The organism is Bradyrhizobium sp. LA2.1 (assembly GCF_040547725.1).
GTDB lineage: Bacteria > Pseudomonadota > Alphaproteobacteria > Rhizobiales > Xanthobacteraceae > Bradyrhizobium > Bradyrhizobium barranii.
Genome location: NZ_JBEPQI010000038.1, coordinates 1 through 17,254, shown reverse-complemented (window position 1 = coordinate 17,254; position 17,254 = coordinate 1). Strand labels below are relative to the sequence as shown.

Annotated in this window: 19 protein-coding genes; 6 read left to right on the top strand and 13 right to left on the bottom strand. The window is 63.4% G+C overall.

Annotated elements, in window-relative coordinates:
* Positions 1-9 precede the first annotated feature (9 nt).
* The 13 genes from ABIB95_RS43010 to ABIB95_RS42950 all read right to left on the bottom strand — a co-directional run bounded on the left by ABIB95_RS43010 (position 10) and on the right by ABIB95_RS42950 (position 12,048).
* Positions 10-1,020: a TRAP transporter substrate-binding protein gene (locus ABIB95_RS43010; RefSeq protein WP_354116752.1), complete on the bottom strand. Its 1,011-nt coding sequence runs from the start codon at positions 1,018-1,020 to the stop codon at positions 10-12.
* Positions 1,021-1,084: 64 nt separating this feature from the next.
* On the bottom strand, positions 1,085-2,035 hold the full coding sequence (locus ABIB95_RS43005) for an amidohydrolase family protein (protein WP_354116753.1): 951 nt from the start codon (positions 2,033-2,035) through the stop codon (positions 1,085-1,087).
* Between the two features lie 72 nt (positions 2,036-2,107).
* On the bottom strand, positions 2,108-2,752 hold the full coding sequence (locus tag ABIB95_RS43000) for a DAPG hydrolase family protein (RefSeq protein ID WP_354116754.1): 645 nt from the start codon (positions 2,750-2,752) through the stop codon (positions 2,108-2,110).
* A complete protein-coding gene (locus ABIB95_RS42995) occupies positions 2,739-4,334 on the bottom strand; it encodes an ATP-binding cassette domain-containing protein (RefSeq protein WP_354116755.1) in 1,596 nt (531 codons plus the stop codon). Before ABIB95_RS42995 ends, ABIB95_RS43000 begins: the two co-directional genes overlap by 14 nt.
* Positions 4,331-5,299: a branched-chain amino acid ABC transporter permease gene (locus ABIB95_RS42990; protein ID WP_354116756.1), complete on the bottom strand. Its 969-nt coding sequence runs from the start codon at positions 5,297-5,299 to the stop codon at positions 4,331-4,333. The genes ABIB95_RS42995 and ABIB95_RS42990 overlap by 4 nt, the downstream gene beginning before the upstream one ends.
* Positions 5,296-6,171, bottom strand: coding sequence for a branched-chain amino acid ABC transporter permease (locus ABIB95_RS42985; RefSeq protein WP_247302723.1), 876 nt, complete (start codon positions 6,169-6,171; stop codon positions 5,296-5,298). The genes ABIB95_RS42990 and ABIB95_RS42985 overlap by 4 nt, the downstream gene beginning before the upstream one ends.
* A gap of 20 nt (positions 6,172-6,191) precedes the next feature.
* Positions 6,192-7,385: an amino acid ABC transporter substrate-binding protein gene (locus tag ABIB95_RS42980; protein WP_247302721.1), complete on the bottom strand. Its 1,194-nt coding sequence runs from the start codon at positions 7,383-7,385 to the stop codon at positions 6,192-6,194.
* 62 nt (positions 7,386-7,447) lie between these two features.
* Positions 7,448-8,110, bottom strand: coding sequence for a DAPG hydrolase family protein (locus ABIB95_RS42975; RefSeq protein WP_354116758.1), 663 nt, complete (start codon positions 8,108-8,110; stop codon positions 7,448-7,450).
* Positions 8,111-8,140: 30 nt separating this feature from the next.
* The gene (gene kce / locus ABIB95_RS42970; RefSeq protein WP_247302716.1) at positions 8,141-9,082 is read right to left on the bottom strand and encodes a 3,5-dioxohexanoate:acetyl-CoA acetone transferase; all 942 of its coding nucleotides are present in this window, start codon (positions 9,080-9,082) and stop codon (positions 8,141-8,143) included.
* 3 nt (positions 9,083-9,085) lie between these two features.
* Entirely contained in the window at positions 9,086-10,012 is a 927-nt protein-coding gene (locus ABIB95_RS42965) for a 3-hydroxyacyl-CoA dehydrogenase family protein (protein ID WP_247302714.1), read from the bottom strand.
* Entirely contained in the window at positions 10,009-10,806 is a 798-nt protein-coding gene (locus tag ABIB95_RS42960) for an SDR family NAD(P)-dependent oxidoreductase (RefSeq protein ID WP_247302712.1), read from the bottom strand. The genes ABIB95_RS42965 and ABIB95_RS42960 overlap by 4 nt, the downstream gene beginning before the upstream one ends.
* On the bottom strand, positions 10,803-11,156 hold the full coding sequence (locus ABIB95_RS42955) for a cupin domain-containing protein (protein WP_247302710.1): 354 nt from the start codon (positions 11,154-11,156) through the stop codon (positions 10,803-10,805). The genes ABIB95_RS42960 and ABIB95_RS42955 overlap by 4 nt, the downstream gene beginning before the upstream one ends.
* 49 nt (positions 11,157-11,205) lie before the next feature.
* Positions 11,206-12,048 carry a cyclase family protein gene (locus tag ABIB95_RS42950; RefSeq protein WP_247302708.1) on the bottom strand — a complete coding sequence of 281 codons (843 nt, stop codon included), beginning with the start codon at positions 12,046-12,048 and terminating at the stop codon, positions 11,206-11,208.
* Between the two features lie 194 nt (positions 12,049-12,242).
* Between ABIB95_RS42950 and ABIB95_RS42945 the strand changes: the two genes are divergently transcribed.
* The 6 genes from ABIB95_RS42945 (at position 12,243) to ABIB95_RS42920 (ending at position 17,140) form a co-directional block, all read left to right on the top strand.
* Positions 12,243-13,010 (top strand): IclR family transcriptional regulator, encoded by a 768-nt coding sequence (locus ABIB95_RS42945; protein WP_247302707.1) that lies wholly within the window; start codon positions 12,243-12,245, stop codon positions 13,008-13,010.
* 159 nt (positions 13,011-13,169) lie between these two features.
* Positions 13,170-14,099, top strand: a complete 930-nt coding sequence (locus ABIB95_RS42940) for a Vgb family protein (RefSeq protein ID WP_247302704.1) — start codon at positions 13,170-13,172, stop codon at positions 14,097-14,099.
* A gap of 9 nt (positions 14,100-14,108) precedes the next feature.
* Complete coding sequence (locus ABIB95_RS42935; protein WP_247302701.1) at positions 14,109-14,843, top strand: dienelactone hydrolase family protein; 735 nt, start codon at positions 14,109-14,111, stop codon at positions 14,841-14,843.
* A gap of 50 nt (positions 14,844-14,893) precedes the next feature.
* Positions 14,894-15,874, top strand: coding sequence for a Bug family tripartite tricarboxylate transporter substrate binding protein (locus tag ABIB95_RS42930; protein WP_354116759.1), 981 nt, complete (start codon positions 14,894-14,896; stop codon positions 15,872-15,874).
* A 254-nt stretch (positions 15,875-16,128) separates the two neighbouring features.
* Positions 16,129-16,440 (top strand): hypothetical protein, encoded by a 312-nt coding sequence (locus ABIB95_RS42925; protein WP_354116760.1) that lies wholly within the window; start codon positions 16,129-16,131, stop codon positions 16,438-16,440.
* 214 nt (positions 16,441-16,654) lie between these two features.
* Positions 16,655-17,140 (top strand): ATP-binding cassette domain-containing protein, encoded by a 486-nt coding sequence (locus tag ABIB95_RS42920; protein WP_354122832.1) that lies wholly within the window; start codon positions 16,655-16,657, stop codon positions 17,138-17,140.
* The last annotated feature ends 114 nt before the right edge of the window (positions 17,141-17,254 follow it).

The following is a 17,254-nucleotide window of genomic DNA, read 5'->3' as shown; positions in this document are numbered from 1 at the left end:
ATGGGGCGTCTATTTCAAATAGGCGGCGAAGAATTTGCGGCCAGGCTTGCCCTGGTTTTCCACCTCGGCGAGCGCTGCTTCGACCTGAGATTTGAAAATGCCCTTCATCTGCGCGAGTTGGTCCTCGGCAAGCGTTGACACCTGCGTACCCTTCGCCAGCATCGAGACCTTTCCCTCGCGTTCGGCCTCGTCCCACATCGCGCCGAACCTGGCCGCGGCTTCCGGTCCGGTGGTCTTGTCGATCAAGGTCCTGAGGTCGTCGGGAAGCGAGCCGTATTTCGCCGGGTTCATGACCACGGCGAAAGTCGCCGAGCTGACGCCGGGCTCCAGCGTGTATTTGGCGATCGTCGCGATATCGAAACTGGCGGCGCCTTCGTAGGGGAAGGTCGCGGCGTCGATAATGCCCTTGGCAAGGCCATCCTGCGTTTCCTGCGGCGGAACCAGCAGTGGCACCGCGCCGAGGCTGTCGATGATGTTCTTGAATTGCACCCCGGCGTAGCGGATGCGCTTGCCCTTGAAATCGGCGATGGTCCGGAGCGGCGCCTTGCTGTGGAACATCAAGGGCGGCGTGACGGCCATCCAAAGAACCCGAAGCCCCTCGTGCTCCTTTGACAGGTAGTCCGGTGCCACCTCGCTGAGCCGGCGGGACGCTACCGTGCTGGTGTTGCCTGCCGAAGGCGAGGCGAACGGAAGGCTGGCGAGTTCGGTCATGGCATAGCGACCCGGAGTCGCGCCGTGCAGGCTGATGGCGATGTCGACGACTCCGTTTCGTGCTGCATCGAATTGCCGGTTGGGGCCGCCGCCCAACTGGCCCGCCGGATAGATCCGCAGCTTCATCCGGCCTGCCGATTGCTTCTCCAGGTCATCGCTCCACGCCACCATCGCCTTCTGGAACGTGTGGTTCGGCGGCAGGAAGTGCGACACCTTCAACTCGGCGGTCTGGGCGGACGCCGAATGTGAGGTGATCAGTGCACAAGCGCCGGTAAGCGCGAATGTTCTTCGGGAAATAGCCTTCATCATGGTTTCCTCCAGGGCGTGAAGTCCTGCCGATCTGGTGCCGGCTGCGGACGGAATATCGATCAGTTCACAGGTTCAGAATTCGCTTGGCGTTGTTGAAGGCGATGGCGGCGCGGACGTCCTCCGGCAGCGCGACCTGATCCATGAAGCGGCCGGCTTCCTCGGGCGCTTCGAATGGATAGTCGCTCGAGAACATCACGCGTTCGTGCCCGATTGCCGCAATCGCGCAATTCAAGGGCTCTGCCGAAAACATGCCCGATGTCGTCACCGCGATATTGGACCTGATGTACGCCGAGGGCGGACGAGGGAGCTCTACGCCGTACAGCTTGGCGCGGCTATCGAAGCGCCACAGCAGATAGGGCAGGGTTTCTCCGAGATGGCCCAGAATGACCGTCGCATCCGGATAGCGCGCGAACACCCCGCCGAATACCAGACGCAACGCATGCGACCCCGTCTCGAATCCCCATTCCCACGTTGCCCGTCGCAACGCGGGATGTCCGTCGAGCACCGGGCTAAGTGCCACCGGATCGCCTGGATGGATGTAGACCGGTGCGCGAAGTGCCGCGGCCCTTTCCCAGAACGGTGCCAGCGACGGATGGTCCAGATATTGGCCGTTGGTGTGGCCGTTGATCATCACGCCACGGAAACCGAGATCGCGCATGCAGCGCTCCAGTTCGTCGGCCGCGGCAGATGCATCCTGCATCGCCAGGTGGCCAAATCCGGCATAGCGATCCGGACGCTTTTGAAGTTCCTTGGCGAGAAAATCATTGGCCTGAATGGCCAGCTTGATTGCGGTCGCGCGGTCGGGTTCGATCTGCACGCCCGGGCCAGCGAGGGAAAGAACCGCCTTGGCGATTTCTGCCCCATCCATGGCTTCGATCCGGCTGTCGTCAAAATCGGACAACCGCCCCTTGATCTTCTGCAAAGCTTCGGGTGCCACGCCACCGACGGTCGTCGCCCAATACCCCTCGAAACCCGGACAGAGAAAATGCTCTTCGAGCGCGATCTTGCTAACCAATGGAGGTCTCCTTGTTCGGCCTTTGCCGCGCGTCTCGCGCTTGTGGTTTTGCTCTCGTGATCGTCGACATCATCATTCCACGCCGGGGTTGTTCAGCCGAAACAGCATCGGAAGAAAGCCTGCGAGAATGCTCATTTCTTCCGAGCAATGCTGGTGCAAGCCTTGCACGCGTTCGTCGGGGACCAGCACCCGCATGTCCTGTGGCGAGATACCGGTCGGCGCCGGTTCGATTTCGCCCAGCCAGAAGCGGGAGCGCATGACGCATCCGTCCGGCGTGTCGTAAACAAGGTGCAGCGTGTGACCGATCCAGAGATCGCGATCGAGCGGTCCGGTCCTGGCATAGATCGCCGCACCAATGCCGGCCTGTTTGAATCGCGACAGATCGAGGATGTCGCCGGGATCGCGAAAATTGATCTTGAGCTTGAACCGGGTCGGCCCGCCGCCGAAATATTCGTGCGCAATGTGGGTGCCGCCGATGTAGCGGCCGGTGCCGCGTTCGCCGATCCAGTCGCTGAACACATGGTCGCGCGGATGCCACCATTTGTACTGCTCAGTGGTGTGGACATAGCCGAACCACCATCTCACCATGGCGGTCTTGCATCCGATCATGTGCGTGCGTGCCGCGACATGGGCGCGACCGTCCGGATGCCGGATCCAGCCGCTCTCGAACGGCGAGATCGGGCTGTCCAACAACTGGTTTGCATCAGCCAGCCGCATGTTCAAGCGCTCCTTCGGCGGCCCCGATATAGATGTGACGCAGCCGCGGGTCGTCGGCGATTTGCCGCGGCGTTCCCGACAGCGCGATCGTGCCGTGCTCCAGCACGTAAGCGTGGTCGGCGAGCGCCAGTGCCCGGTCGACATCCTGCTCGATCACGATCAGGGTCATCCGTGCCTTTTTCAGCAGCGCCAGCGCTTCGTAGAGTTTGTCCAACACGATAGGTGCGAGGCCGAGGCTGATCTCGTCGAAGATCACCAGCCGCGGACGGGCCATCAGGGCACGCCCGATCGCCAGCATCTGCTGCTGGCCGCCGGACATCGAGGTGCCGCCCTGGTTCCTGCGCTCGGCGAGAATCGGGAAGAGATCGTAGACGGCCTCCAGCCTGGCGCGCGCGGTCGGTGCATCGGCGCCGCGTGCCGCAATCAGGAGGTTCTCCCGCACCGAAAGCGTGGAGAAGATGCGTCGTCCTTCCATGCAGTGGGCGACACCTATTGCGGCGATCTGGTGCGGTGGGCGGCCCGAGACGTTCTGGCCATCGATCAGAAGCGCGCCGGCCGTCGGGGCGATGACGCCGCTGATGGTTCGCGCCAGCGTGGTCTTGCCGGCGCCGTTGGCGCCGAGAATGGCGATCGCCTGGCCGCTCTGCGCGGTCAGATCGACGCCCTGCAGAACGCGCGCCTGGCCGTAGCCCGCGCAGATCCCGGTAAGCTGCAGCGCGGGTGCTTTGGTCGTCTCCGCCGGCGCCGGTGCCGTGAGAGGCGCGAGAACCCTGGTCTCGGTCTCGGGGGCGCCGACATGGATGGCGCCATCGGTCGCCGGTACGGCCGCGTCAGCCACGCGTGTGCCGCCGGTGCCGAGATAGACGGCGGCGACCCGGTCGTTGCCGAGGATGTCGGCGGTCGGTCCCTCGATCAGCGGCTTGCCGAAATTGAGTACCATCGTGCGCGAGCAGCATTCGCGGACGACGCGGATCACATGCTCGACGATCAGGATCGCGGTACGCGCGTCGAGGATCGAGTGAATGAGCCGGATCAATTCGGTGATCTCGCTGTCGACCAGGCCGGCTCCGACTTCGTCGAGCAGAACCACGCGCGGCTTGAGTGCGAGCGCGCGCGCGACTTCCAGCCGCTTGCGCCGAAGCAGCGGCAGCGCACGCGCCGTCAGCTGCGCGACGTCGGCAAGTCCGGTGCGGGCCAGCAAGGCCTCGCGCTCGTCGCGGGCGGCCGCTGCCCGTATGAACGGCGCAATCGAGTATTGTGCGACTTCCAGGTTTTCTTCGACCGACATATCGAGGAAGGGTCGCGGGATCTGGTAAGTGCGCCCGATGCCGGCGCGGGCGCGCTCGGATGCCGGCAGGCGGGACACGTCACGGCCATCGAGCCTGACCGAGCCCGCGCTGGGCATGACGGCGCCACCGATCAGCCCGATCAGCGTTGATTTCCCGGCGCCGTTGGGGCCGATCACCCCGGTGATGGTGCCGGCGCGGAGCGCAAGATCGACGTGATCGATGGCGACAAGCCCGCCGTAACGTTTGACGAGGCCGTCGACCTGGAGCAGCGGCTGCGGGTCCATCGCGTTCATGCCGGCATCCGCCGGGTTAAGGGAAGCTTTGCGGCAAGGCCGACGACGCCATGGGGCGCGAACCGGATCAGCACGATCAGGATTGCGCCGGCGATCGCGATATGCGCCTCGGGATAATCGGCGAGCGCTTCGCCAAGCACCACCACGAACAGCGCGCCGACCAGCGGCCCGAGCCGCATCCCGACGCCGCCGATGATCACCATCGACAGCACGTCGATCGACCATTGCAGCCCGAACATGCCGTAAGGTTCGATGGCGCCAAGCTTTACCGCCTGAATGCCGCCGGCCATGGCTGCGAGCGCGCTGGCGAGCACAAAGGCGCCGAGTTTGACGCGATAGGGACGAACGCCCATCTGCGCGGCGGCGTCCTCGTCGTCGCGAACCGCGCGGAGGATCACCGAGATCCGGGTTCGCGCGCACAGCGTCATCGCAAGCGATGCGAGCAGCGCCAGCACAAGCGCGTAGCGAAACAATACGGCGAGCGCCGGTGGATCTTCCCGCAGGAAGATACCGCTTGCGCCGCCAAAGGTGCTGACATTGGCCATCAACAACCGCAGCAGTTCCGCGAGCGCAAGCGTGCCCACCGTAAAATAGAGGCCACGCAGCCGGAACAGCGCCGGAGACACCAGGGCAGCCAATGCTCCGCCGGCAATTGCGCAGATCGGCAGTGCGAGCGGCAGTGGCATGCCGAGATGATTGAGCTGGCCGAACGCCACATAGGCGCCGAGCCCGACGAAACAGGAGGTGCCCAGCGAGACCAGCCCGGCCGATCCCGCCATCAGGTTCCACCCCTGGGCAAGGACAACAAAGATGCAAGTCCGAAAGCCGAGCTGCAGCCAGTAGTCGCCGGCAAAATCCGGGGCGAACCAAAATACTGCGAGCGCGCCGCCGAGAACGGCGACTTCGACGAGTCCGGGGCCGCGCGCGTAGCCGTGGCGCGGGCAGGATGCGACCGCTTCGCTCATGTCCGTCCCCGCGCCAGAAAGCCGTCGGGCCGGAACGCGAGCACCAGCAGGAACACCGCCATGCCGACCAGGTCGCGGTAACCGTCGCCCAGTGTCAGGCCGCCGATGCTCTGCAGGGCGCCGAGCGCGATGCCGCCGACCAGGGTGCCGATCACGCTGCCGAGCCCTCCGAGCACCACGACCGCGAGGCTGTTGAGCAGATAGGCCCCCCCGCTGGATGGCGAGAATTGGAAGGCGGCGCCGATCAGCGTGCCGCCGACGCCGGCGCAGGCCGCGCCCAGCGCGAAAGTCAGCATCTGAACCCGTTTGACATCGACGCCGAGCGTCGACGCGGCTTCGGCGTCGACGGCACTGGCGCGCAGGTCGCGGCCGAACGCGGTGACGGACACCAGCCAGTGTACGGCCAGGATCAGGCTGACGGAGATGACAAAGCCAATCAGGTAGATCAAGGGAAACGTGACCGGACCGAGCGTCAGCGGAACAGTGGCATAGTTGCGCGCGATCGAACGCGTGTCGGCACTGAACGCGAGGACGAAGGCGTTTTCGAGAATGATCGACACCGCGAACATCGTCATCATCTGCGCTTCCGCGCCGCGGTCGGCGAGCGGGGCGAGCAGCAGGCGATAGACGGGCAGCGCCAGCAGGCCGACAAGCACGGCGACCGCCGGCACGCCGAGCAGGGGATCGATACCGGTGAATTGCAGAAAGAACAGGCCGGCATAGGCGCCGACCACCAGGAAGTCGCCGTGGGCGAGATTGACGAGACGCATCACGCCCAGCACGATCGACAGTCCAAGCGCGGTGAGCGCGAGGATCCCGCCGAGCAACACGCCCGAAACGATCGTGCTGGAGATGATGCTGACGTCGAACATGCCGGCTGGGCCTTCCGCGGTCAGGGCAGCGGGAACAGGAAGTCGCCGGTCTTGGCGGCTTTCGGCCAGACGATCACGGCTTTGCCGCCCTGCCATTGCAGCGAGACGATCGGAAGCTTGGCGGTGTGGTTCTCGTCGAACTTCACGGGGCCGACCACATAGGACTTGTCGGTCCTGGCAATGGCGGCGTTGATCTTCTCGGGATCGGTCGAGCCCGCCGCGGCGATGGCATCGAGCAGGACCTGCGCGGCGGCATAGGAATCCGCGATATGCTGGCTGCTGCTCAGTTTGGTCTCGCTCTCGAAGGCCTTGGCAAGGTCCGCGGCTCCGGGATAGGGGAATGTCGGGTCCCAATAGCCGCCGACCATGATGCCGTCCGACAGCTTGCCCAGCGCTTCGGCGAATTGCACCGGCTCGGCGCCCTTCTCGATATTGAGAACCTTGGGTGTGTAGCCGGCGGACGCCATCTGCTTGCGGATCGCGATAGCCTGCGGCGTGATCGCATCGACGAGCACGACCTCGGCGCCCTTGCTCTTGGCCTCGCCGATGATGGAGATGAACTGGGAATTGTCGATCGGGAATTCGGCGTTCTGAACCACCTCGTAGCCGAATTCCTTGGCGAGCGCCGGCCATATCTTGCCGCCGATCACCTGTCCGTCGGGACCGTTGTCATGCCAGATCGCGAGCTTCTTGTTGGTCTTAGCGCCGAGCTCGTCCATCGCCTTGAATTGCGCTGCCGCGAGTTCGGGCTCGTGGAAGAAGATGTCCCATACATAATTCCACTTGCGCACCGATTTGAAAGCCTCGAGCGGGTCGCAGCCGGTAACCATCGGCTTTTTCGCGCGTTCGGAGACGAGCGCGCCGGCATTGACGAGCGCCGGCGTGCAGGACCCTAGCATTGCGACCACCCGATCGCGTGAGATCAGCGTCTCGGTATTGGAGGCGGTGGCGTTGGGATCGGTCTTGTCGTCACGGATGATGAGCTTGACCTGCTGCTTGGTGCCGTTGATGGCGATGCCGCCGGCCTTGTTGACCTGGTCGATGGCGCGCTTGTAGCCCCACTGCTGGAAGCTGCCGAAGCCCGCGAGCGGGCCGGAAAGCGGCAATGAAGCGCCGATGACGATGTCATCGGCTGCCGCGGCGCCGATACCGAGCGCCAACATCGCCGAAGCGAACATGGTGGTGGCGAGAGACGTTCCAATATGACGCTTCATCTGTTTCCTCCTCCAAATGTCTTTGTGCTTTTCTTGTGTTGTTCAGTGCAGTCAGGATGTCCTCAAAATGTGTCGTCGAGCGTGACGCGGCGATAGAGCGCCGGCAGAACCTCGGCGAGATATCCCATCTCTTCGACGCAATGCTGGTGGAGCCGGCGGGAAAATTCCGCATTGAGATTTTCGGCGCGCATCTGCCTGATCTGGGCCTCCGGCAGCGTGATCGTGGGATCGCGATGTGCGATCATGCCGAGCCAGAAGCGCGACCGCATTTCGCAGCCGTAATCGGTGTCGCGGACCAGATGCGTCATGCGGCCGACGTAAAACGGCGCCTCCAGCAAACCCGGACGGGCGCAGACGGCAAGCATTCCCGAGGCCTTGTAGCGCGAGGCGTCGAAAGTCTCGGCCGGATCGTGGAAGTCGACGCGCAGCTTGTAGAGCGGGCCGTCCTTCCCGGCCAGGTACTCGTGCACGAGATGCGAGGCGCCGATATATTTGCCGTTCACGCGGTTTTCCCAGCCGCTATAGACGTGGTCGCGTGGATGCCAGAGCCGGTACCATTCGATGTCGCCGAGCCAGGAGAACCACCAGTCCACCATCTTGGCGCGGCATCCCGGCATGCGGGTGAGGCCGGCCACCACCCATTTGCCGTCCTCGATTTCCTGATATCCGGATTCGAACGGCAGGTAGCCCGGCTTCAGCAGGTAATTAGCGTCTTCAAATTTCATGGCCGTCCCCTTGTGCAGTCCGGTTCGCTGCTAGAAACCAACCTGATCGCCGCCCTTTAGCTTGAGCATCTCCCGGGCCTCCGCCGGCGTCGCGATCGAATGGCCGAGCTCTTCGAGGATGCGCCGCATCTTGGCGACCTGTTCGGCGTTGGAGGATGCGAGCTTGCCGCGGCCGATGAACAGCGAGTCTTCGAGGCCGACGCGAACGTTGCCGCCCATCATCGCGGCCTGTGTCGCAAAGGGAATTTGCGATCGCCCGGCCGCGAGCACCGACCAGTGATAATCGTCGCCGAACAGGTGGTCGGCGGTTTCCTTCATGAACATCAGGTTGCGCATCTCGGCGCCGATGCCGCCGAGAATGCCGAAGATGGTCTGCACGAAGAACGGTGGCTTGACGAGCTTGCGGTCGACGAAATGTGCAAGGTTATAGAGGTGACCGACGTCGTAGCATTCATGCTCGAAACGCGTGCCGTGATCCTCGCCGAGCAGCTTCAGGATCCGCTCGATGTCGCGGAACGTGTTGCGGAAGATGAAATCGTCGGTGTTGCGCAGATAGGGCTCTTCCCAGTCGTACTTCCAGGTCTTGTAGCGATCGGCGAGCGGAAAGATGCCGAAATTCATCGAGCCCATGTTGAGCGAGCACATCTCGGGCTTGGCGACGAGGGGAGCTGCGAGCCGCTGCTCCACCGTCATGCTGAGGCTGCCGCCGGTCGTCACATTGATGACCGCGTCGGTCGACTGCTTGATGCGGGGCAGGAATTGCATGAACACCGCGGGATCCGGCGACGGCCGGCCGTCCTTCGGATCGCGTGCATGCAGATGAAGGATCGAGGCGCCGGCCTCGGCGGCTGCGATCGACTGCGCGGCGATATCGTCGGGCGTGAAGGGCAGGGCATCCGACATCGTCGGGGTGTGGATGCCGCCGGTGACGGCGCAGGTGATGATGACCTTGTCGGATCGAGGCTTCGCCATGGTCTACTCCCTGCGCGCGGCCGATGGGCCGAAGCTGGCCTTGAGGTGTTGCGTCAGCCGAGCCCGCAAGGCGGCCTGCTGCTCCGCGGTCCAGTCGGAAAAGCCGCGGCCGCTTTTGAATCCGAGCCGGCCTTCGGCAATCAGCCGGTCGAGATAGGGGGAGGGCGTGGTGGCCCGATCGAGCGCGGGGAAGACGTAGCCGTGAATGGATCGGGTCAGATCAAGGCCGACGAGGTCGGCGTTTTCGAGCGGGCCCAGCACCGCAAGCCGGGCGCCGAAGCTCGATTTGACGACGTCGTCGACCGTCCGGGCGTCGCAGACGCCTTCCGCGACCAGCGCGATGGCCTCGCGCCACAGCGCGTGCTGCAGCCGGTTGCCGACAAAGCCGGGCACGTCCTTCTTCACCTCGACGGGAGCCTTGCCGACGCTTTTGAGCAGGGCCATCGTCGATGCGATTGCCGCGTCCGACGTCTCGGCGGTGCGGACGACCTCGACCAGCGGCACCAGATAGGGTGGATTCCACCAATGCGTTCCCAGCGCGCGCTGTTTGCGCCCGATCCTGGCCATGATCTGGCCGATCGGAATGACCGATGTATTGGAAGCAAGGATCGCGTCGGCCGGCGTTGCGTTCTCGATGTCGGCGAAGATGCGCTGCTTCAGCGCCAGATCTTCCGGCGCCGCCTCGATCACCCATTGCGCGTCGGCGACGCAGGCTTCGAGGGTCTCGGCGATCGCGATGCGGTCGAGTGCCGCGCGATCGTTGCCGAGTTCGTCGAGCGTCGTGCCGATCCGGTCATGAATGCGCGCGCGTATCTCTGCGACCGGATCGGTGATCCTGACATGGTGTCCCGCCGCGGCAAACACCAGCGCGATGCCGTGTCCCATCAGGCCGCCGCCGACGATGCTGATGCACTGGGGGGCCATCGTCATCCCGCCGTGTAGCCGCCATCGGCATAAAGAATGTGTCCGGTGTAGAAATCCGACGCTTTCGAGGCGAGGAACAGCAACGGCCCCGCGAGATCGTCGGGCTCGCCGAGCCGTCCCTTGGGCACGCGCGCGAGAAAGCCCGCGCGCGTCGTTCGCGCGCGCTCGTCGTCGCCGAACATCCAGGCCGTGAGCGGCGAACGGAAAACCGTCGGTGCGATGGCGTTGACGGTGATGCCGACGGGTCCCCATTCGCAACCGAGGGCGCGTGTGATGCCGTCGACCGCGGATTTGGAGGCGCAATAGGCGGTATATCCGGCGGGGTGGCCGAGCAGACCGCGCGCCGAAGACATCAGAATGACCTTTCCGCCGTCGCCTTGTGCCAGCATCTGCTTGCCTGCGGCGCGGGCGATCAGCCAGCTCTGGGTGACATTGGCATCCATCACGTCGAGGAACCGGGCGGGCGCCATCTCGGTGATTTTCGACACGTCGTTCTTGCCGGATGCAACGACCAGGATGTCGAGCCGGCCGAAGCGCGCAACGGCGGCTGCGACGATGCGATCGCAGGCGGCCTCGTCGGAGGGACGGGTGGCAATCTCTTCGGTCTCGGCGCCGCGCTTGCGGCAATCTTCCGCCACCTCGTGCAATTCCGGCGCCCGACCGGCGGTCAGCACCAGTTTGGCGCCGGCGGAGGCCAGTGTCTGTGCGGCGACGGTGCCGAAGGCGCCTGACGCACCGGTGATGATGGCGACCTTGCCCTTCACCGAGAAGAGCGCGAGTGGATCGGTAGGGGCGGTCATCGCGGCGCACCTCCTTGTGGATAGGGGATCACAACCAGCATGTTGCAGACATGGTTGGTGCGGTTGACGATCTCGCGCACCTCGTTGGGCGCGATGGTGCAGGAATCCATGGCTTCCAGCACGGTCTCCTTGCCGTCGATCAGCACGGTCATCTGGCCGCTCAGCACCACATAGACCTTCTCGAACGGGGTCGAATCGGGCCCGGCGCCGCCGCCGGGCAGGAACTGCGAGTAGCCGATCCACTGGTTGGTCGGGCCGCCCGGCTCAAAACCCTGCAGCCGCAGGCCCATCACGCCGCGGTGGTTGGGCGCCTCATAGGGCTTGGCGTCGGCAAACCGTTTGACATGCATGGACGTCTCCTCCAGCCGTGGCCGTGATCTGTTGGGTGGTCGGCGTTTGCTATTTGCCGAACGCGTCGCCCTTCTCGATGCGGTAGTTCTGCGATTTGTCGAGCATCGCGACGAGGCGAATGATGCAGCCGTCGCCGCGGTCCCAGTTCCATGGAAAGAAGGCGAAGGTGACGCGCTTGCCGGTCACCGCATCGAGGTCACCACCGACGTTCTCGATGCCGAGAATGCCGTTGGTGAAGAGCTTGCGATGCACGGGCTCCCATTCGGGATGGGCTTCCTTCCAGTCGATTCCGCCCGACCATTTCTTGAATTCTTCGGCGAGATGCGGATGCAACGGCCCGTTGCGGTGTGGTCCGATCGCAGTGGCGAGCGGATGGTCATTGGCCTGAGTGTCGTGGCCGACGACCTTGACCTTCTTCTCGACAAACCAGTCGCCGGCTGACGGCACGAAACCCGGGCACTTGCAAAAATACTCTTCGCTGTCGCGATATTTGTGATGCCAGCCGGTGTTGACGATCACCACATCGTGGGGCCGCACCGCATGGCCGGCAGCCTTTTCGAGATCGTCATAGGTAATCGGCTCCCACAGCTTTTTGGGAATCGAGACCACAATTCCCGATCCGAAGAAATGCGGAAGCGGCACTTCGTCGATGAACGGCGTGTCCTCGACCACATGCGCGGGGGCGTCGATATGGGTGGTGTTGTGCATGCTGGTCGTGATGCGCTGCGACAGCACCCCCGACTTCGCCATGTAATGAATGCGCTCGATTTTGACGTCTTCGAAATACGGCCAGTTCGGCGACTGGAATCCGAAGCGATGCGAGAGATTGTAGAACTCCAGCCCCATCGCGTTGTCGAGGTTGCCCTCGAATTCGATGCCGCGAATTTTCATCGGCACGTGCCTCCTGATCTTGCGTTTCCACCGGCGCGGCCGCGCGGCCCCGCTCATTTTTTACTGTACTGGTAGTCAGTACATGTGTATCACAATGCAGTCAAGACGGTCGACGTGATTTGTTTGCGTGCGGTTGGCGCGCTATGGCTTGGTGCGGCAACGAGTCGCCAGGGGGATTCGCGGTGAACGTGCGGATGACGGATGAGGATGAGAAAGGCGTCGGCCTCGGCGTGCAGGTCATCGCGCGGGCGGCAAGCGTACTGCGCGCTCTCGAGGGCAAACCCGACGGGCTCAGTCTCGGTGAGATCGCGCGCGAGATCGGTCTCGCCCGTTCGACGGTCCAGCGCATCGTGGCGGCGCTCGTCACCGAGGATTTCGTCACCGAAGCGCAGCCCGGCCGCGGCGTGCGCATCGGCCCGGGTCTCGCCAGGATTGCGGCGTCGCTGAATTCGAACTTCACCGAGATCCTGCATCCGCATCTGGTCGCGCTGCGCGACGAGGTCGGCGAAACCGTCGACCTGTCGATCTTGTCGGGGGGCTCCGCGGTCTTCATTGATCAGATACCGGGCAAGCAACGGCTGGTCGCGCTGTCCGGCATCGGTGAACGCTTTCCGCTCCACTGCACCGCCAACGGCAAGGCGATCCTGTCGTGCTTTTCCAAGGAAGACGCCGCCACGCTGATCGAAAAGAGCGCCACGGAGCATCCCGAGCATCCGCTCAGGGATCGCGCAAAGCTGGTGCGCGAGCTCGATACGGCTCGGCGCAAGCACCTGGCATTCGATCCGGCGGAGCACGGCATCGGCATCAGCGCGGTCGGGATCGCCGTGCTTGATCCCTTTGGCAGGCCGGTCGCGGTCTCGATTCCCGCGCCGAACCATCGTTTCAACGAGCAACGTGAGGCGCTCTCCCAGGCTCTGCTCATCTTTCGCGAGAAGCTTCGGACGTTTGTTGGAAGGCGGTAGCCGCGCCTCTCATCAAGAGGTGTGCAACGCAACCGAGGCATCTCAAACGGTCGTGTGTCGCACCGCCGTTTCCGATTGACCAGAACACGGGGCTGCTGAATACTCTTCAACAATACAGTTGTACTGCATAACGGTACAGCGTGAGGAGGGAGCATATCCATGGTCTCGGGGACAGCGCGACCGCAAACCGAAACGAGGGTCACCATCCGGACCCATCGAATTCCTTCTCCGAACAGCGAGCCTTATATCTGTGTAGCGGGCCCCGACGGCCATCTCTGGTTCTGTGAAAGCGGTGCGTCCACGATCGGCCGCCTGAACGTCACCGACTACACCTTCGCTGAATTCAAGCTGCCGGTCGAGAACGCGATGCCGATCGGCATAGCCGCGGACAACGCGGGTAACCTTTGGTTCTGCGCCAAGAAGGCCAACAAGGTCGGCCGGATCACCGTGCGCGGCGAAATCACGCTGTTCGATCTGCCGACGCCGCATGCCGGGCCCGACGGCATTCTTGCCGGCCCGGACGGCAACGTCTGGTTTTCCGAGAGCGACGCCGGTCAGATTGGGCGCATAACGCCGGACGGCACTGTCACCGAGTTCCGCGATGGCATCACGCCCGGAAGCAGACCGCTTTCGATCGCGATGCGCGACGGCGCGCTCTGGTTCAGCGAGGCCGCAGGCAACCGCGTGGGCCGTATCACCATCGATGGCTGCGTTACGGAGTATCCGATCCCGAGCCACGACAGCCAGCCCCGCGCCATGGCGGAGCACCCGGACGGCAGCATCTGGTTCGTCGAGACCAGCACGAACGCACTCGCTCGAATCGATGGCGACGGGACCATCACTGAACATCCGGTGGCGACTCCCAATTCCTCGCTGCGCGGGGTCTGCGTCGCGCCGGATGGCGACCTGTGGTTCACCGCGAACCAAGCCAACAAGATCGGCCGCATGACGCCGAAAGGCACAGTTTTCGGCGAATACGACATTCCGGCACCGAATGCCGGCGCGCGCTGCATCTGCGCATGGGCGGATGGGCGGTTGTTCTTTACGGCTTTCGACGGCGGCTTCATCGGCGAAGTCATACCAGGTTGAGGAACGGACATGGCAGTCGAACGCTTCATTTATCAGGCCGGCGGCAACAGCTTCATCGGAGCGTTCGTCTACGACGAACGCACAAGCGGCAAGCGACCGCTGATGTTGATGGCGCCGAACTGGCTCGGCGTGACCGACGACGCCATCGCGCGCACGCAGATGATGGCCGGCTCTCGCTACATCGGCTTCGTCGCCGACATGTACGGCGACGGCAAGACATCGAGCGGCCCGCCGGAGGCGGCCCACCTCGCGGAAGCGCTCCGCAACGCCCCGGACGAGCGGCGGCTGCGAATCAACGCCGCGCTGGTGACGCTCATCGTCGAGGCCGAGAAGCGTGGCATCGGGGACGCAAGCCGCAAGGCCGCCGTCGGCTTCTGCTTCGGCGGCGGCAACGTGCTGGAACTCGCGCGCACCGGCGCGGACGTCCAGGCGGTCGTCTGCCTGCACGGCGACCTGACGACGTCGAAGCCTGCGACGAAGCCGGGCGAGATCAAATCCCCGCTGTTCGTGTTGCACGGGTCGCGCGATCCGGTCTCGGACAAGGCGCAGCGTGATGCTTTCGAAACGGAGATGGATGCGGCCAAGGCGAAGTGGCAGATGCTCACATTCGGCGGCCTCGTGCACTCATTCTGCGAGCCGGAGGCGGGCGTACCAGGGATCGCCGAATACAACGAGCCCGCAGCGCGGCAGAGCTATCGCTGGCTCGATCAGTTCATCACGGATGCATTTGAACAGGCGCTTTAGAACGCTGCCGGCGCAAGGTGTGGGTTGAGGGAATAATCGGGAGGAGCGACATGAAGTGGATCAGCATGGTTTTGATCGGTCTTCTCGGTGTTGGCGCTGCCACCAGCGCGCAGGCGCAAACCTATCCGGAACGGCCCATCCGGCTGATTGTCTCGATTGCAGCCGGTAGCGTTACCGATGTGATCATGCGCAAAGCGGCAAGTGAGATCGGGCCAAAGCTCGGGCAGCCCCTCATCATCGAAAACAAGGGCGGGGCTTCGGGCATTCTCGGCGGCCAGGCCTGCACTGCCGCAGCGCCGGATGGTTACAATTTGTGCGTCATCTATCATTCGACGCTGTCCTACAATCCCTTGCTGTTTGAACACCTTCCGTACAATCCGGACGACATCGTTCCGATTACCCGACTGTTCTTTCTCACCGAAGGCACGTTCGTGCCTGCGGCGCTGGGGGTAAACACCGTCTCAGAACTCAAAAGCCTCGCGCAATCCAAGCCTGACGGACTCAATTTCGCGACGCTGGGCGATGGGTCCTCTCAGGATTTGTTTCTGAAGTGGCTGAATAACCAATGGGGAACCAGGATTGTAGGCATCCCCTATAAAGGCGGCGGACCGGCCGCCCAGGCCACGGCCGCGAACGAAGTACAGTTGACGCGTTTCGGCCTCGGAAATTTCATCGGCCTGCTGCAGACCGGTTCGGTCAAGGCCTTGACGGTTACGTCAAGGCAGCGGTCGCCTCTGCTCCCCGATGTGCCAACGGACCCCGAGGCGGGCTTCGGTGATTATCCGGGCGTAGGGTGGTGGGGCCTGGCGGCGCCCAAGGGCACGCCTGCTGCATTCATCGACAAATTGAATGCCGCTTTTGTCGAAACGTTCAAGGAACCAAAATTCGTTGAATTTCTGGAGCAGCAAGCAGTCGTTGCGGCCCCGACTTCGCCAGAAGAGTTTGCAAATTTTATCGCTCTTGATCGAAAGGCAGCCGAAACACTGATCAAAGCCGCCAACGCGCCGCGTGCGGTGTACAAACGGGAATAGAGGCGGAAACGGATCTTGTGGGGCACCGAACCAGGCTGAGCTGCGCAGGAGTGTCCAATGACGTCCAATATGAGAATTGTCGAAACGCGTAAGTAATTGGGATTGCTAATAAAAACAAACCCGCTCCAGCGTTTGGCCGATGCCGGCTCAGGGTTGCCCGGTACCACTACGGGGCGCCGGTCATCCGGCCTTCTTCCCCCTTGTAAGACCGCCACACTTCCGCAATGCTAAGACGCAGCACGGGGGTGTGATTCATGGACGTAGAGGGTGAGAAGCGTTTTTACGGCGTCGCGTCGAAGCCGGACACTGCAAAGCAGAGCGCGAGCGACAGGTTTCACCCCGCGCGTTATCCGGTCCAGCACCAGATCGAGGTCCTGCATCAGGACCTCGCTGTATTCAACGAGCGCATCAAGGAACTGGAAACGGAAGGCCATCGCGGCCTCGCGGTGGAAGTGCTCAAGCGGCAGGCCCTGAGCATGGTCGGCCAGATCGATGAGCTTCGCTGTTTACTCGTCGTTCCGAAAATACAGCCGTCGAACAAGGTCGGGGCCTTCGCGCGCCGTTAGTGGGAACGGCGGCGGCGCCTCCGCGACTTCAATCCAGGGACCGAAGCAGATCGGAGAGGGCCGAGACCCGGTGGTCCACCTGCAGCTTGGGTTCGTCCATCCACATCCGGATCGCCCTGAACATCGTCAGTGGCGACACGAGATCGTTGTTCACGCGTGCCTTGGGATTGCCTCGGTGGTGATCCGCTCGGCGGTCCGTCCGATTTAACAGGGTATCGATATTTCAATCCGGCGGGGCGAATTGATTGGTCTCATCGGACCGAACGGGTCGGGTAAATCCACATTTCTCAATGTCCTTTCGGGATTCCTTACGCCTAACGCAGGCGCGATCAGCTTCCGTGGCCAGGATGTTACCGCCTGGCGGGTGGACGAGCTCGCGCGGGCGGGAATCGGCCGAACCTTTCAGGTGCCGCAACTGATCGATCAACTGACGACGATCGAGAACATCGAGATCGGTCTAGTCGGCCGCGAAAAGGGTGGCCTGGCTGCGGCGCTTCTTCGGCTTCCGGTGGATCTGAGGCGCAATCGGCTCCGTCGTGAGGCCGCGCTTGCCACTTTCCGCGCGATGCGATTCGTGCCCGAGAGTCTGGGCCGGCCTGTTGCCGAGTTGTCGCTCGGATTCAAACGGATCGTCGAAATTGGGCGGGCAGCGGTCTCGGCGCCGACGATCCTGCTGCTCGACGAGCCCGCGCCGGATTGAACGATTCGGAACGGCAGGATCTAGCCCGGATATCTCACAGCCGGGCGTGTAGCGATCCGATTGTGAGCGGGGAGCGAGTTTGCGGGGACGGGAGGTTGGTTTGGACGCCTGGGT

Bases quoted from the DNA above. Each gene is read 5' to 3' on its own strand.
- ABIB95_RS42980 (WP_247302721.1), bottom strand. From the start codon at position 7,385: ATGAAGCGTCATATTGGAACGTCTCTCGCCACCACCATGTTCGCTTCG.
- ABIB95_RS42990 (WP_354116756.1), bottom strand. From the start codon at position 5,299: ATGAGCGAAGCGGTCGCATCCTGCCCGCGCCACGGCTACGCGCGCGGC.
- ABIB95_RS42935 (WP_247302701.1), top strand. From the start codon at position 14,109: ATGGCAGTCGAACGCTTCATTTATCAGGCCGGCGGCAACAGCTTCATC.
- ABIB95_RS42985 (WP_247302723.1), bottom strand. From the start codon at position 6,171: ATGTTCGACGTCAGCATCATCTCCAGCACGATCGTTTCGGGCGTGTTG.
- ABIB95_RS42975 (WP_354116758.1), bottom strand. From the start codon at position 8,110: ATGAAATTTGAAGACGCTAATTACCTGCTGAAGCCGGGCTACCTGCCG.
- ABIB95_RS43010 (WP_354116752.1), bottom strand. From the start codon at position 1,020: ATGATGAAGGCTATTTCCCGAAGAACATTCGCGCTTACCGGCGCTTGT.
- ABIB95_RS43000 (WP_354116754.1), bottom strand. From the start codon at position 2,752: ATGCGGCTGGCTGATGCAAACCAGTTGTTGGACAGCCCGATCTCGCCG.
- ABIB95_RS42965 (WP_247302714.1), bottom strand. From the start codon at position 10,012: ATGACGATGGCCCCCCAGTGCATCAGCATCGTCGGCGGCGGCCTGATG.
- ABIB95_RS42930 (WP_354116759.1), top strand. From the start codon at position 14,894: ATGAAGTGGATCAGCATGGTTTTGATCGGTCTTCTCGGTGTTGGCGCT.
- ABIB95_RS42950 (WP_247302708.1), bottom strand. From the start codon at position 12,048: ATGAAAATTCGCGGCATCGAATTCGAGGGCAACCTCGACAACGCGATG.
- ABIB95_RS42945 (WP_247302707.1), top strand. From the start codon at position 12,243: ATGACGGATGAGGATGAGAAAGGCGTCGGCCTCGGCGTGCAGGTCATC.
- ABIB95_RS42925 (WP_354116760.1), top strand. From the start codon at position 16,129: ATGGACGTAGAGGGTGAGAAGCGTTTTTACGGCGTCGCGTCGAAGCCG.
- kce (WP_247302716.1), bottom strand. From the start codon at position 9,082: ATGGCGAAGCCTCGATCCGACAAGGTCATCATCACCTGCGCCGTCACC.
- ABIB95_RS42995 (WP_354116755.1), bottom strand. From the start codon at position 4,334: ATGAACGCGATGGACCCGCAGCCGCTGCTCCAGGTCGACGGCCTCGTC.
- ABIB95_RS42955 (WP_247302710.1), bottom strand. From the start codon at position 11,156: ATGCATGTCAAACGGTTTGCCGACGCCAAGCCCTATGAGGCGCCCAAC.
- ABIB95_RS42940 (WP_247302704.1), top strand. From the start codon at position 13,170: ATGGTCTCGGGGACAGCGCGACCGCAAACCGAAACGAGGGTCACCATC.
- ABIB95_RS42960 (WP_247302712.1), bottom strand. From the start codon at position 10,806: ATGACCGCCCCTACCGATCCACTCGCGCTCTTCTCGGTGAAGGGCAAG.